The following is a 13,560-nucleotide window of genomic DNA, read 5'->3' as shown; positions in this document are numbered from 1 at the left end:
GATTCCGAGGGAGGTTCTGACATAGCATCGCCCCGGATGAGCGACTCCCTGTATGTCATCGCCGGTGAGATGAGTGGCGATGCCCACGCTGCCGGACTTTTGCACGAACTTGTAGCGATGCGGCCGGGTCTGGAGATCCGCGGCGTCGGTGGCCCGAAAATGCAGGCGGCGGCCGGCGAGGGGATCCGTGACTGGCTGGATCAGGCTGCGGTGATGGGCATCGTCGAGGTGCTCAAGCACTACAAATGGTTCAAGGCACGCTTTTATGAAATGCTTGAAGAGGTCCGGCAGATGAAGCCGGATGTGCTGCTCCTCATCGACTACCCGGGCTTCAATTTCCGCTTTGCGGCGGCGGTTCGCAAGGAGCTGCCCGAGACGAAAATCGTGCAGTATGTCTGCCCGCAAGTCTGGGCATGGAAGAAAGGACGGATCCCGAAGATGGTCCGGCTTTTCGATGAAGTGCTGTGTCTGCTGCCCTTTGAACCGAAGATTTTCGAGAGCACCGGACTCAAGGCGAACTTTGTCGGCCATCCGATGATCGACGAACTGGAGGAGGATCGCATTGAGACGGAGCGCGATCCCAAGCTGGTGGCACTGATGCCTGGGAGCCGGGAGTCAGAGGTGGAAAAGCTTTTTCCGATGATGCTGGAAGCGGCCGCACGCTTGAGTGCCTCCCATCAGGGACTCCGCTTTGAGGTTCCGGCGGCGACTAAGACACTGCAGTGGCGAATGGAAGAGATGGCCAAGGGAAACCGTCTGGAAGGCGCCCTGACCATCCGATCCGGAGGCTCGCATGAACTGATGCAAAAGGCCTTTTGCGGCGTGATTGCCAGCGGCACGGCGACCGTAGAAGCCGGCTACTACGGGCTGCCCTACTGCCTTGTCTACAAACTCGCCTGGCCGACCTACATGCTGGCGAAAGTGGTGGTGAAAATCGAGGATGTCGGCTTGGTCAACATTCTCGCGGGAGAACGGGTGATTGATGAGTTCATCCAGTCGGAGGCGGATCCGGTGATGGTCAGTCGCTCTCTGGGACGCTTCCTTACGGATCCAGAGCATGTGGCGAAGACCCGGGAGGCGATGGCAGCCGCGACCGGGAAATTGGGTGGAACCGGTGCTCATCAGCGGGCCGCTGCGGCGGTTTCGGCGTGGTTTGAGTGAGGCGACGATGCGTTCCGGCTTGCCTCCGGGGCGGGAGTCGCTAAACCCGCCGCAGATGAAAGCATTTTACCTGCTCGCTGCTGGTCTGTTCCTCGCTGCTGTCTCTTGTGAACGTCACGAGTGGGAGGAGACGAAGATTCTCCATGAAACGCATGATGCTCATGGCGATCATGGTGATCATGGAGGTGAGAGTCACGAAGGTGGCGACGACCACGAAGGTCACGGCCACTGATCAGTCCCTGAGCCTCCGATAGCTCAGAAAGCACTCGCCGAGATCTTCTCTCGGCTCGAAGTGTAAAAGTTCGTAGTGCCGCGAGTCGGTCAGGTAATCACCGGGCAGTCCGGTGATGCCTGGAGCCGTCTTTCCTCCGAAAAGATGGTGGCCCGCCCAGGTGAGGTGGATTTCGTCAACGGCATCCAGTTCGGCGAGCTCGCGAACCAACTTGCCACCGCCTTCGCAATGAAGGTGAGCGACACCGTGAACGAGGTGCAGCGTTTTCACGAAGTCGGAGAGCGAGCCGCTGTGACTGGTGACATCCGGCAAATCGACGGTCAGGGGCTTTTCCGATAGCAAGTGAATCGCTCCGCCTGCGGAGTGGAAAAGCGGGTGATCGAAATCGAAGTTTCCGCTACGGGAGACGACGCATCGCAAGGGGCTGTTAGATGCTGTCATCGTCATGCGATCCGCTTCCAGGGTTCCACGTCCGACCATGATGGCATCGGCCCCTTCACGCAGTTGCTTGAGTCGTTGCGAATCCTCCTCCGATGTCCACCCCGAGGCCTTGTGCGCAACGGAGGTGATCTTCCCGTCGGCCGAGATGGCGAAGTTGATGCTGATGTGGGGGCGGTTCATCTAAGGAAGCTGGCTGGCCAATGCTTTAAATCTACGTCGCCGAATGAAATCAGCGAACAGAACCACGAAGATAGCAACTGTGACGATGAGGATGGATGCCACTAGTCCCAGGCGATTCTTCAATAGTGTCTTGAATTGGTCAAAAAGGCTTGGACCTGGAATGGCGGGGAAAGCGGGTTCGATCCAATTGGCCCAGAAATCGGGATGAGTGTCTGGGTGGAGACCTTTGTCAAAGAGCTCGTTCTGGTAAGCGATCCAAGATTGATTTCGCTGGGTCGTGGCGGCTCTGGCGATTTTGTAGTATTCGTCGACTGGTTTTCGATTCTGCAGGAGCTGCGGCGGATCAGGGTAGACTCGTTCGCGAACGAAATACACAGGGTGAATCGATCTTGCCCCTGTCTCGAAGAGCTCGATTTCGCGTTGATAGGACAACTGGGCCAGCGAAGTGAGTTCGTCGTATTCCATTGCTCCCGTTAGGGCGTGGAAAGCGTCGATATTCTGCCAGGCTGCACCGAGCTTGATGAGACCGGAAATTCCATCGGGATATTGATGGTCGGCCGAATTTGAGAGAGGGGAGTAATGGGGGGATACCCAGCTGTCCCGCCCAAACTCAATGCCAGTTACGGGATCGATTCCTAACTTGTTGTCGTCTCCGTCCCAAAGCATCCATCGGATGGCGTTAAGTTGATGAATCTCCCGTCCGAAGTGTGCTTCGGGATTTTCTTCAATGGCTTGGGCGATGAGCTTTTCGCCAGTTCGCAGATCAGATAAGTCAGCGTTGCGTTCGGACTCGGGTTTGGAGATCCAGCGGTGGGCGTAGAAGGTGCCGAGATTGGCGAGGTATCGATAGTGGTGCTCGGGCGATTCGTCGCTAGGAAGGGCATTGAGGACCGTCTTCTTCTTTTCCATCCAGTCGATGGCTTCATCAGGTCTGCCAAGGCGGTCGCAAGCCACGGCGGCATCATCGAGGAGTTCGAGATCGTTTGGGTTTTCCTGAAGCTCCTTGGACACCCTTTCCAAGCGCATTTCGTAATAACGAGGAGGATAGCGATCGAACCAGCCGACAATGATTTTCACCAAGTCTCCGCGTCCCTTGGCTTCCTCGGCGAGCGTGTCCCGATCCCAGAGGCAGGCGCTGGCCTGGGCGGTGAGGGTGGCGAGGATCAGGAATACCCGAGGCATGACAGCAAGATTACGGATGCTTGGATCTTCCGGCAAGCAGGCTCTGCGGGAACTCGCGCTATCGGGCTTGCGATGGCGGCGGATGACGCTAGGTTCCGCCCATGAGCGATTCCAAACCACAAATCACGGCGTATCTGAAGACTTTCTGCGGCTGGAGCGAAGGCGTCCGGGCCATCATGCGGAAGTATGAACTGCCGTTTGAAGAAAAGGACATCATCAAGAACCCGGCTTTCCGCTGGGAAATGGAGCAGAAGAGCGGTCAGCCGCTTTCACCCTGCGTGATGGTGAACGGCAAGATGCTGGCTGATGTTTCCGGTGAAGAGGTGGAAGCCTACTTGATCGAGAATGGTCTGCTCGAGGCGAGCGATGCGCCTGCCGATGCACCAATCGATTCCGCCTGCACCGACGAACAGCACGAGGCGATGGCCCGGGGTGAAGTCCCCGGCGCGAAGATCAAGTTTGTGGAGTGAGTGAGAGTGGGGCAGGTGCCCCGATCACTTTGAAAGCGCGTCGATGGCCGGCTGGTTTTCATATTTCTTGGCCAGATCGAGGGCGGTGACGCCTTCTTTCGATTTGATCGAGGGATCGACCTTGGCTTTGAGCAAAATCGCGATCAGTTCGGCGCTGCCGCCGGTAGCGGCTTCGTGAAGCGGGGTGCCGCCGAGTTTGCTGAGAGTCATGGGATCGGCACCGCCTTTGAGCAGGGCTTTGGTGGTCTCGATCTGGTTCTTGGCGGCGGCGTGGTGGAGAGGTGTCCATCCGGTTTTGTCGAGTTCGTCGGGTTTCGCACCGGCTTTGATCAGGGGAAGGATGATCTCGGCATTGTTGCGGGTGACGGCTTGATGGAGGGGGGTGCGTAGGGAGCTGTCGCTGCGGTTCGGGTCGGCCTTGAGTTTGAGGAGGACGAGAGCGATTTCGGTCTGATTGCGAAGGATTGCGAGATCAAGGGGGGCGCGAGCTTTCGGGTCCTTGGGATTCAGGCATGCCGGATCGGCGGCGATGTGACGCTTCACGTCCTCCAAGTCACCCTTGGCAATGGCAGTGGCGATGTCCTTGTGGGTCAGGTCTGCTTCAGGTTCCGCGGATGCGGACGTGAAAAGTGCGACAAATACGATGGCGATTAGGGCTTTGAACGGCTTCATGACGGTGTGGGAATTGACAGAGCAGAGTGAAGAATCAGGCTCCGAGGAAACGTAGAGATACACGAAGACTGATGAATACACCACTCCCATACAACCGCCGTCGATTCCTTGCCACTGGTGCTGCTGCCCTCGGCGTGGCTCCGATGGCTTTCCTACGTGCCCAAGGGGGATCCCCCAACGATGAAATCGCGATCGCACTGGTTGGCTGCGGCAGCATGGGGAACGGGAACATGAAGAATTTCCTCAACATCAAAGGCGTCCGCGTGGTGGCGGTGAGTGATGTGGACCGCAAGAACATGGCGAGATCCCAGAAGATCGTGAACGACTTCTACAAGAACAAGGACTGCAAGACCTACGCGGACTACACCGACCTTCTACAGCATCCGGGACTGGACGCCATTTGTCTGGCCACCCCTGACCACTGGCACGCCAAGATCGGGATCGATGCGGCCAACGCCGGTCTCGATATTTACGGTGAGAAGCCGTTCACCTGGGGGCTCAAGGAAGGTCGTGAACTCAATGAGGCGATCACCAAGAACAAGGTCGTCTGGCAGACCGGTTCATGGCAGCGCTCGAAGGGTGAGTTCCGCCGCTTTAAGGCACTGATCGAGAACAACACGCTTGGCAAAATCACTAAAATGGAGTGCGGCACCCCGTCGGGAATGAGCATCAAGAAGCTCCCGGTATCTGATCAGCCGCCAGCCAACCTGGATTGGGATGCCTGGTGCGGCCCAGCTGGGAAATTCGAATACAACTCGCAGATCCACCCATGGAACTGGCGTTGGATGAATAACTTCGGCGGTGGTCAGTTGCTCGACTGGGTAGGCCACCATGTGGACATCGCCTTGTGGAGTCTTGGTCTCGACAAGACCGGTCCGGTGAAGGTCGAGGGCAAGGGTGAGTTGGGTGACCACAAGCTTTTCGATACCTATGTGAAGTATGCCTACGAAGGGACTTTCGAGGATGGTCGAGTCATTGCCGTGAGCAGTGATTTCATGGGCACCAAGTTTACGGGCGAGAATGGCTGGCTTCACGCCGACCGTGGGAAGCTCAATGCTTCGGATCGTGAGCTATTGCGCAATCTCCCCGAAGACTTCAACACCAAGCCGCCCAGCCATCATCAGGATTTCATCAACTGCATGCGCAACCGCGAGACGCCTCAATCCGATGCGGAAGGCTCCCATCGCTCAGCGTCATTCGGGCAGCTGGCTCTCGTCGCTCTGGATAGCGGCAGACCCTTGAAATGGGATCCAAAGGCCGAGAAAGTCATCGGCGATGACGAACAGGCCAAGCATCCGCGCCTTGGTTCGCGCGTGGCGAACTACAAGGGCTAGTCCAGCGGATAATCAATGCCCGGCTCGGGGATGATCGCCTCGGTGCCGGGCAGCTTTTCTTTGAGCTGTTCCGCAAACCACTGGCTGGCCTTCGGGTCGCCGTGGACGAGGAAGACTCGGCGGGGATTCACTTTGAGAATGTAGTCGAGCAGGGTGTCGCGGGTGGCGTGCCCGGAGAAATCGAAGACTTCCATCTGGGCATTGAAGGGCACGGGTGGCTGACGTTTGTCCAGGACGATCTTGTCGCCCTGTTTGGCAGCACGGATGTGCCCGGCGGGTGAGTCGGGATCGGCGTAGCCGACGAAGAGAAGCGAGTTCTTGCTGTTCTCGAGGAAGCCGGCGCGGGCGAATCCGTTAGAGACGGTGTTCTCGGACATCATGCCGCTGGAGAGGCAGTAAATCGAGCCCGCCTGGGGAATGATCGGTGCGCGGCCGCCACGGCGCTTGGTGCCGGCTTGCAGGTCCATGTCCTTGAGAATGCGGAACTCGTCGTCACTGCGGCGCGTCTGACCGTGGGAAAACTTGTCGTAGATGACGGTCATTTTGGTCGAGAGACCACCGATGTAGACGGGCGTCTTGGGATTGATGATGCCGCGTTCCTTGAAGCGGTGGATCATCGTGAGAACTTCCTGGGTTTTCCCCATGGCGAAGACCGGAATGAGCACGGAGCCTCGGCGTTCGAGGGTCTTGACGATGTGGTCGGCAAAGCGCTGTTCCTCGGCTTCGCGAGTGTATTCGGCGGGACGTTCACTGTCACCGCGAGTGGTCTCGATGATCAAGGTGTCGACATGATCTTCCGGGAAGGCGGCTCCTTTGATCAGCGTCGAATCTTCGAAATTCACATCGCCGGTGTAGAAAATTTTCTGACCCTTTGTTTCCAGGGTGACACCGACGGAACCGAGCACATGGCCGGCATCGTGAAAGGTCGCACGGATAGTGCCTTCCGGATCGAGATCGAAAGGACGCTCGAGGGCGCGGGTTTCGATGGTGCGCTCGATGTCGTCGAGCTCGCGGTGGGAGAAAAGGGGGTAGTCGGTAATGCCGAGTTCGGTCCGCTTGGACTGCATCACATTGACCGAGTTGTGCAGCAGGGCGAATCCAATCTCTTTGGCCGCAGGGGAGAAGAACACTTTCGCCTCCGGCTGGTCTCGAAGCATTACCGGCATGGAGCCGATGTGATCGAGGTGGGAGTGGGTGATGATCGCGGCATCGATGGAATCCTCCTCAAGTTCATCGAAGCGTGGGACGGAGTCCATGCCTTCGTGTTTCGGGTGCATGCCTGCATCGAGGATGATGCGGGCGTCACCGGTATCGAGGAGGTAGGAATTGGAGCCGATTTCGGCTTGGCGGCAAAGGCTACGGAAGAGCATAGAAGGGAAAGGGCGCCGACCTTGGAGGCGGGTTCGGAAAAGTCGAACCTTGATTTGCTGCAGATGGCAGGCTGGGGGTCGCTTCCAGGAGAAAAATGGTAGCAGAGGGCGGATTTGAACCGCCGACCAAAGGCTTATGAGTCCTCTGCTCTACCCCTGAGCTACTCTGCCATTTTTCCCGGTTGGAAGCCGTTAGGGCTTCCGGGGGGCGCTGGATACCTCCGGGATCCGTGCCTGACAATCGAAAAATTAATCTGTCGAACGTCTTCTTCGATTTCCTGCCTCAAGGCAAGGGTTTGGCCACCGATCTGAAGTCCTGATAGGTGTTGATTCGGGGGCGTTTTGACCTGGGGTCGGTGTAGGCGAAGATCAGGTAACGCATGCCCGGTAGGAAGCGTAGCGCACTCTCGTTCCCGACACGCCATTTGTCCTGGCTGAGAAACTCAAAGATCACGGGCGCCATGTTGAAGCTATCCCGCTTTTCCGGCCGCGCGTAACCCTTGGTTCTTGCCGGATGCAATGCACCCTTGTGCTCCCCGATGATGAAACGGATGTCGTCATTGTGGAAATTGGCGACGAATATGCCTCCATCGGGAAAGTTCTTTGCGGAGTCTTCGATGACAATGACTCTCCAAGGGGCTTTCGATTTCGCGCCTTCAGGCGCGGGGACAAACACAAGGATTGCTGCCCGGGCATTGGAGGGGATCGTTGCCGTCCCCGCCAGCTTGTCGCTGTTTTCCTGATAGAACGCGATTTTGTTGGCCTTGGCATAGGCGGTGATGGGCTCGGAGATCCTCTTGGTCGGCAGAGGGCAGGGGATTTTCGCCCCTTTCGGTCCGATCGTATCGACCGCATCCGGTGTGTCGGTACTGCCGAAGCAGAGGAATCGGCAGACCACCTGACGGCTCTCTCCTCCATCATCCTGAGATTGGGCGAGCGAGGGCAGGAGCAGGGCGAGTAGAAGGGCAAAGAATCGCATGAGGGCGCTGAGCTTAAGTTACTGTGTCAGTTGGTCGACCTCAAATCTCGTTCGCAGCGAGCCAGCGGAAGGATGTGATCTGGAAACGCCGACCGAAGGTCTTGTTCATCTCGCTCGTCAGATTTTCCGGCTGGACGTAGGCTTCATCCCTCGAGTCCACATATTCGGGGACTCGCTGGACGGTGGCTTCACACGTGGCGGTGGCGAGGATTTTGTCCGAAGCATCGCGGGCTTCGCCATATCCACGAATCGTGAAGGTATCCGAGCGCGGCGTCGCCGCATTGCCGAGGACGCTCATCAAGTCGGCCTGGCTGAGGTAACCCGGTGCGCCCTGGTAGCTCGGTCCGGTGCCTGCCTCCGGATTGGCGTAGCGGTAGTCCGAAACCTTGTTCTGAGTGATCTCGAAGCCCGCATTCGCAAGGTTGGCGAAATCGCGGTTGAGGTCGGCATCGTCGATTGCCTGCTGCAGCGCTCCCCGCTGGGCGGTTTCGTCGGTGCCGAGACGGCGGTTGACGAATTCGGCCAGGGAAAGGAAGGGGCCCCGTTCGCGGACCTGCTCGACGATGTTCTCGGCGAGACGTTCGAGTTCGGCATCGGAATACTCGCGCGGTCCAAGCCAGTAGGCATCGATCGGGTCGGCGCCATCGACTTCGGATTCACTGACAGGGAGGCGGAACCGGCTGATTCTTGCTTCGTTGTCGCTGCTGTTGGTGGCCGGGAGATCGGCGAGCCCTACGCTCTCGCCATCCTTGTCGAGTTGATTGTAAAGGGCGTTGGCGTCGCGGATCGAGCCGAGCATGGCTTTCCATGCCGTGACTGATGTGGAGTTGATGTTGAAGGCACCATTGACAACCTGCCAGGCGGCCACCTTTGCATAGGCATCGTCCTCGTTGATCAGCTCGGAGACAAACTCTGAGCTCGGACGTCCATCAGGATTGTAGGGAGCGAGCCGGGGGTCACTCAATGCTTCGCCATCCAGGAAATTCTGGGCGAGAACATCGGTGCTTGCGGAGGCGTTGAAACGTCCACCTTGCTCGCCCAGCCCGGAGAAATAGAAGCGATCGTAGAGCGCGAGGTTGAGAAGGAAGGAGTGGTCGAGATAGGGGTAAGTATCCCCATTGGTGGAGATATCCGACGAGTTGACCAATGGATGGGCCCATGAGTTGCCAATCGGATGGGCGAATCGCGGAAGGTAGCCGGATGAGCCGCCGGGATTGGCGGTATTCAGACCGACGAGCGTCTGAATGGGCGCGAGCGGGACATCATACTGCACGCCGAACTTCGTTCCGGTATCGCCGGTGAGCCCACTGATGAAATTGCCACGACCCGTTTTGTAGTCGAACTGCAACAGGTTGGTCGTTCCATTGTCGAGACGTTGGAAGGAGAATTCATGGGAATGGCTCGACGAATGCTCCGAAACGATGTTGCCGGAGAAGGATCCGATATTGGCGTGCCCGAAGCACCAGGGTTTGGTGGCAAGCAGACCGTCCTCACCATCGGCGTTCAGACCGCCAGAGGTCGTCTTGGCATTGGCACTGACGATGGCGAAGGGTCGAATGGTTCCGTTTTCCTTGATCTTGGTCTTGCTATGGGAATGCATCTCCATCGTGTTGATGGTCGAGCCATCGCTTGGATAGCTGAGATAGCCGTCGCTGCCCATGAGCGCGTCCTGCAGCCCGGTTGGATTTCCATAATCCAACTCGATGATGCTCGAAGAGATTTGTTGGCTACCGGAGGTTCTACCGAAGATTTCGACGGTGAACTTGTTGTCGCTCAGCGTTGGAACACTGATAGGAGCGAACTGCACCATGAATTCGTCCTCGGCTCGTGCGGCGATGACGCCGCCTTTTTCCATGGCTCGGGTGCCTTCCCGCTCGTGGGTATCAACACGGATGTCTGCCGGGCAGAACCAGTCGAGGTCAAATCCGATGCCGTCGCCCCGCCATCCGGGAATGCCATCGATATTCATGGTTTTGTCGCTGGCTCCACCTCTCCAGTCGGCAACACCCGTGCCATTGGCATCGTTATTCCACGTGATTTCCGGATCGATGTAGGGCGAGAACAGAATGACCTCCCCCGGTAGCATGCGGAAGGTCGAGGATCCCACTCGAGGCCGGTCAGTGGTTCCCCCGTTGGTTTTGAGGGTCATGCCGAAGCGTTTGTTGATCTTTCCCTGTTCGGCCTGTTGGTAGTACATCTTATCCAACGGCGCGAAATCACGGGTCTGGGCTACCCCATTGCGGATGACTTTGAGGCCGAAGGGAACGTTCCCGAAGACCACTTTGAGGTCTCTGAACTCAAGCGTAACGTTGTAGGGATTGTGGAGCGTGATGACTGGGGTGTAGAGCAGATGAAGAAGATAGTCGTAGCTGGATCCGGCGAACCGTTTTCCCCACGGCCCGTGAATTTCGGACTGCTGCTCCTGTGCTTGGGTTTGCTGAGGTTTTGGCGTGGTGTCAGTGACCTTGGGATAATTGTAAATGTCCCGCGTCAAAAGACTGAAGACGACCTGGACTCTGGCCACCGTGGGGAGAAGAGTCATCCCGGAAGGGGGTTCGCGATTGATGACGCCAGGTTCGCCGGAGCTTGGATTCGAGCCTGTGGCGGCGGTCCAGTTGCTTGGAACGCTTGCTCGAAGTACCGGGCTTCCGGCGCGTGCTGTTAGGGCGCTTGTGTCCAGCGGAAGCCGGGCCAGTTCGTGAAGGGATCCCCAGGTTGGGTCGGAGGGGGCTGCGGACCTGTCCAAGTCAAGCAGAGTCGCATAAACACCCAAATCACGTTCGTAGGGAGAGGGCAGTTCGGTATCATTGGTGAGGAGACTGAAGTCCTGCTTGAGCCCGCCCTTCGCGGTATCGGTGAGCAGTCCTACCGACGAGATGCTCACAGCGTGAGTCAGAGGCTTGAGGTTTTCCCCTGTTCCGGTGGCGAGTTCGTCAACGGCAAGCTCCATGTTCTTGCGGCTGATTCCCTTGGTGATGGTGTTAAATGACTCGGAGTCCTCCTCGAAGAAATCGGCTTCAAGCTTGGCGAGGCCGGGAATCGATGCGCTGTTAGGACGTTGTCCCGAGCCAAGTTGAGTGGTCCGTCCGCCCTCGGTGCTTGCGCTGATCTTGAATGGCGTATTGATGCGGGCTTTGACGCCTTCATCCATCACGGCCCATGCCACGGCACCGGGATCCGAGCCCATGGGGACCTTGCTGGCTTGTACGATATCTTTGACGTCCGGATTGTCTCCCAGAGAGCCAGTTCCCCACAGCGTCGCGGGTTCAGTGGGCGCACTTCTTGCAAAGTCGACTTCCTGAGCGCTCTTGCCATCCTTGCTCGAACTCAGCCAACCGAGGAATTTTTCATTCCGCTGGGCCTCTTCATACTCCGCTGGCGAAGGAGGATTTTTCGCGTCGATGTCCCAGGATTCCCAGACACCTGTCAGCCGCGGATTGGCAATGTTTTCATCCAGAACGTCTGCGCGAGCGGTTATGCGCTGATCCGGGCCTGCGAACTTCTGAAGATCGCCGATCGCCATCATCAGGCCCAGACGGGCGTTAGCGCGGGCCACGGCCATGGCATCGGATTGCTTGCTGGATCGAATCGCAACCGTGGAGAGGGAAAGAAGGCCGACTGCGAGCAGCGCTAGAAGAATCATCATCGAAATCGTGATGATCAGAGCGAAGCCGTTGGAATTTCGGGCGACTCGTCGGGCGAAGAATCCGGGTTTCAAGGCAGGGGTTTTCATAAGGCTGATTTTTTGGGTTCTGAAAAGTTGGGTTTGACAGATCGAAAACTGAGGGTGGAGGATTTCAATCGAAGTCGGAATCGATTACAAGAGAATGTCTCCTTGGAATATATTGTGCATACTTTGTATCACGAAACTCTAGCTCTGGGCTTCTGGGTGTAAAGATCTTGGTTCCAATTGTTTCGCAAACCGCGGAACAAACTGAGTTTATCTGTTTAAATGTGTGTTGTCGACAATTTTGATAGGTCGGTCACGGGTGCGCGATTCGTATGAGCTAAGGAAGTCTGAAGTGAATGGTTGTTTCCTTACGAAGATCTTGGAAGGCGCTTGTTATTGGGGTTGGATTCATCATTCGAGGACTGACGGCCGGAGGAGGGCCGTTCTGCTTGGACTTCGATTCGGCATCGGTCTTCTTTTCATGCAGAGGGGAGCCGAAGTTGATTTGATGGGAGCGATGGGCGCACTCATGAAGTTTCCCAGGCCGCGGTCTCCTATCCGCGTTTGCGTCCCAGGGAGAACGGAAGCCAATGGATCAGAGTGTCGCGCTGGGTGTTCCCAATCTGCATGAATCGAGGGGGAATCGATTGATCGTCACGGTTGGGAGGGCGGAAGGAATGCCTTGGAAGCGGCTCCTGATTGTCATGAAAGGCCGCAAATGAGTGGGATTTCGTTGATTTTCCGAACTGAAACTTTTTTTCAAAATAGGGCTTGTCAGCTTGGGTTCGCTGACTAAGTTCGCCGCCCCCACAGCGCGGCCTGCCGTCTCGAACGAGACACTGGCTGCTTCGAAATCTTACTATCTATCGGGTGCAGCACCGGAAAACAGGCTCCTGCGAGGGAAATCTCGCCGGTCCTCGGTGCGCCTCATAACGCGAAAAATACCGAACCCCGCAGGAATCTATGCCGACTATTAATCAGCTCGTCCGTAAAGGACGTCACGTCCCGGTCGAGAAATCGAAGTCACCGGCGATGGCAAATTGCCCACAACGTCGTGGTGTCTGCCTTCAAGTGATGACCCGTACGCCGAAGAAGCCGAACTCGGCTCTCCGTAAAGTTGCCAAGGTCCGCTTGACCAATGGCTTTGAAGTCATCGCCTACATCGGTGGTGAAGGACACAACCTCCAGGAGCACTCCATCGTCCTCGTTCGCGGTGGTCGAGTGAAGGACCTTCCGGGTGTCCGCTACCACATCGTCCGTGGTGCTCTTGATACTCTCGGCGTCGACAAGCGTCGCCAGGCTCGCTCGAAGTACGGTGCCAAGCGCCCGAAGGACGGTGATGCCAAGAAGAAGTAATTTCTGACTCCAACCATTTTTCATCATGTCACGCCGCAAGCGCACATTCAAGAAGCCTGATCGCCGCGATTCACGCTACGACAGCCCACTCGTTGGTCACATCATCTGCAAGGTGATGAACGACGGTAAGCGTTCCCTCGCGGAGCGTATCGTTTACGCCGCCATCGAGAAAGCCAACGAAGGAGTCGACACCGTCGATCCCCTCGAAGTTGTTACTCGCGCCATTGAGAACTCCAAGCCACGCGTGGAAGTGAAGAGCCGCCGTGTGGGTGGTGCTACCTATCAGGTGCCGCTTGAAGTGGAGGCCGATCGTTCCGAGTCACTCGCTCTTCGCTGGATCGTGGGATACGCCCGCAGCCGCAAGGGGACTCCCATGCACATCGCCCTCGCCAACGAAATCAAGGATGCCGCCAACAACCAGGGCAGCGCCGTTCGTAAGCGTGACGACGTGCACAAGATGGCCCAGGCGAACCGCGCCTTCGCTCACTTCCGTTTCTAAGTCTCCCGACTGCT

Annotated in this window: 12 protein-coding genes and 1 tRNA gene; 6 read left to right on the top strand and 7 right to left on the bottom strand. The window is 57.3% G+C overall.

The window, feature by feature from the left end:
* Window positions 1-36 precede the first annotated feature (36 nt).
* Together lpxB and ACFQY0_RS15270 are read left to right on the top strand one after the other, a co-directional pair.
* Window positions 37-1,161, top strand: coding sequence for a lipid-A-disaccharide synthase (gene lpxB / locus ACFQY0_RS15275; protein WP_379713999.1), 1,125 nt, complete (start codon window positions 37-39; stop codon window positions 1,159-1,161).
* A 55-nt stretch (window positions 1,162-1,216) separates the two neighbouring features.
* The gene (locus ACFQY0_RS15270) at window positions 1,217-1,393 is read left to right on the top strand and encodes a hypothetical protein (protein WP_379713997.1); all 177 of its coding nucleotides are present in this window, start codon (window positions 1,217-1,219) and stop codon (window positions 1,391-1,393) included.
* On the opposite strand, the gene ACFQY0_RS15265 is transcribed toward ACFQY0_RS15270, so the two are convergent.
* Window positions 1,394-2,014 carry a RibD family protein gene (locus ACFQY0_RS15265; protein ID WP_379713995.1) on the bottom strand — a complete coding sequence of 207 codons (621 nt, stop codon included), beginning with the start codon at window positions 2,012-2,014 and terminating at the stop codon, window positions 1,394-1,396.
* A complete protein-coding gene (locus ACFQY0_RS15260) occupies window positions 2,015-3,196 on the bottom strand; it encodes a hypothetical protein (RefSeq protein WP_379713993.1) in 1,182 nt (393 codons plus the stop codon).
* A 101-nt stretch (window positions 3,197-3,297) separates the two neighbouring features.
* Here ACFQY0_RS15260 and ACFQY0_RS15255 point away from each other — a divergent pair, with 101 nt between their 5' ends.
* Window positions 3,298-3,666 (top strand): glutaredoxin family protein, encoded by a 369-nt coding sequence (locus ACFQY0_RS15255; protein WP_379713992.1) that lies wholly within the window; start codon window positions 3,298-3,300, stop codon window positions 3,664-3,666.
* 24 nt (window positions 3,667-3,690) lie between these two features.
* On the opposite strand, the gene ACFQY0_RS15250 is transcribed toward ACFQY0_RS15255, so the two are convergent.
* Window positions 3,691-4,338 (bottom strand): ankyrin repeat domain-containing protein, encoded by a 648-nt coding sequence (locus ACFQY0_RS15250; RefSeq protein ID WP_379713991.1) that lies wholly within the window; start codon window positions 4,336-4,338, stop codon window positions 3,691-3,693.
* A gap of 71 nt (window positions 4,339-4,409) precedes the next feature.
* Between ACFQY0_RS15250 and ACFQY0_RS15245 the strand changes: the two genes are divergently transcribed.
* On the top strand, window positions 4,410-5,672 hold the full coding sequence (locus ACFQY0_RS15245) for a Gfo/Idh/MocA family protein (protein WP_379713990.1): 1,263 nt from the start codon (window positions 4,410-4,412) through the stop codon (window positions 5,670-5,672).
* On the opposite strand, the gene ACFQY0_RS15240 is transcribed toward ACFQY0_RS15245, so the two are convergent.
* The 4 genes from ACFQY0_RS15240 to ACFQY0_RS15225 form a co-directional block, all read right to left on the bottom strand.
* Window positions 5,669-7,042, bottom strand: a complete 1,374-nt coding sequence (locus ACFQY0_RS15240; RefSeq protein WP_379713988.1) for an MBL fold metallo-hydrolase — start codon at window positions 7,040-7,042, stop codon at window positions 5,669-5,671. The two genes, ACFQY0_RS15245 and ACFQY0_RS15240, sit on opposite strands and share 4 nt — an antisense overlap.
* Window positions 7,043-7,138: 96 nt before the next feature.
* Window positions 7,139-7,213: transfer RNA gene (locus tag ACFQY0_RS15235), tRNA-Met, on the bottom strand.
* Between the two features lie 112 nt (window positions 7,214-7,325).
* Window positions 7,326-8,021 carry a hypothetical protein gene (locus ACFQY0_RS15230; protein WP_379713986.1) on the bottom strand — a complete coding sequence of 232 codons (696 nt, stop codon included), beginning with the start codon at window positions 8,019-8,021 and terminating at the stop codon, window positions 7,326-7,328.
* 40 nt (window positions 8,022-8,061) lie between these two features.
* On the bottom strand, window positions 8,062-11,754 hold the full coding sequence (locus tag ACFQY0_RS15225) for a hypothetical protein (protein WP_379713984.1): 3,693 nt from the start codon (window positions 11,752-11,754) through the stop codon (window positions 8,062-8,064).
* Between the two features lie 900 nt (window positions 11,755-12,654).
* Between ACFQY0_RS15225 and rpsL the strand changes: the two genes are divergently transcribed.
* Together rpsL and rpsG are read left to right on the top strand one after the other, a co-directional pair.
* A complete protein-coding gene (gene rpsL, locus ACFQY0_RS15220; RefSeq protein WP_379713982.1) occupies window positions 12,655-13,047 on the top strand; it encodes a 30S ribosomal protein S12 in 393 nt (130 codons plus the stop codon).
* Between the two features lie 25 nt (window positions 13,048-13,072).
* A complete protein-coding gene (gene rpsG, locus ACFQY0_RS15215) occupies window positions 13,073-13,546 on the top strand; it encodes a 30S ribosomal protein S7 (protein ID WP_379713980.1) in 474 nt (157 codons plus the stop codon).
* The last annotated feature ends 14 nt before the right edge of the window (window positions 13,547-13,560 follow it).

It is taken from the genome of Haloferula chungangensis, assembly GCF_042664875.1.
GTDB classification, from domain to species: Bacteria; Verrucomicrobiota; Verrucomicrobiia; order Verrucomicrobiales; family Akkermansiaceae; genus Haloferula; species Haloferula chungangensis.
Note: the sequence above shows the minus strand (reverse complement) of the source record. Positions and strands in the feature narration are given on the sequence as shown.

What these genes read in the sequence shown, in the direction of transcription:
- lpxB (WP_379713999.1), top strand. Translation starts at nt 37, where the DNA reads ATGAGCGACTCCCTGTATGTCATCGCCGGTGAGATGAGTGGCGATGCC.
- ACFQY0_RS15270 (WP_379713997.1), top strand. Translation starts at nt 1,217, where the DNA reads ATGAAAGCATTTTACCTGCTCGCTGCTGGTCTGTTCCTCGCTGCTGTC.
- ACFQY0_RS15265 (WP_379713995.1), bottom strand. Translation starts at nt 2,014, where the DNA reads ATGAACCGCCCCCACATCAGCATCAACTTCGCCATCTCGGCCGACGGG.
- ACFQY0_RS15260 (WP_379713993.1), bottom strand. Translation starts at nt 3,196, where the DNA reads ATGCCTCGGGTATTCCTGATCCTCGCCACCCTCACCGCCCAGGCCAGC.
- ACFQY0_RS15255 (WP_379713992.1), top strand. Translation starts at nt 3,298, where the DNA reads ATGAGCGATTCCAAACCACAAATCACGGCGTATCTGAAGACTTTCTGC.
- ACFQY0_RS15250 (WP_379713991.1), bottom strand. Translation starts at nt 4,338, where the DNA reads ATGAAGCCGTTCAAAGCCCTAATCGCCATCGTATTTGTCGCACTTTTC.
- ACFQY0_RS15245 (WP_379713990.1), top strand. Translation starts at nt 4,410, where the DNA reads ATGAATACACCACTCCCATACAACCGCCGTCGATTCCTTGCCACTGGT.
- ACFQY0_RS15240 (WP_379713988.1), bottom strand. Translation starts at nt 7,042, where the DNA reads ATGCTCTTCCGTAGCCTTTGCCGCCAAGCCGAAATCGGCTCCAATTCC.
- ACFQY0_RS15230 (WP_379713986.1), bottom strand. Translation starts at nt 8,021, where the DNA reads ATGCGATTCTTTGCCCTTCTACTCGCCCTGCTCCTGCCCTCGCTCGCC.
- ACFQY0_RS15225 (WP_379713984.1), bottom strand. Translation starts at nt 11,754, where the DNA reads ATGAAAACCCCTGCCTTGAAACCCGGATTCTTCGCCCGACGAGTCGCC.
- rpsL (WP_379713982.1), top strand. Translation starts at nt 12,655, where the DNA reads ATGCCGACTATTAATCAGCTCGTCCGTAAAGGACGTCACGTCCCGGTC.
- rpsG (WP_379713980.1), top strand. Translation starts at nt 13,073, where the DNA reads ATGTCACGCCGCAAGCGCACATTCAAGAAGCCTGATCGCCGCGATTCA.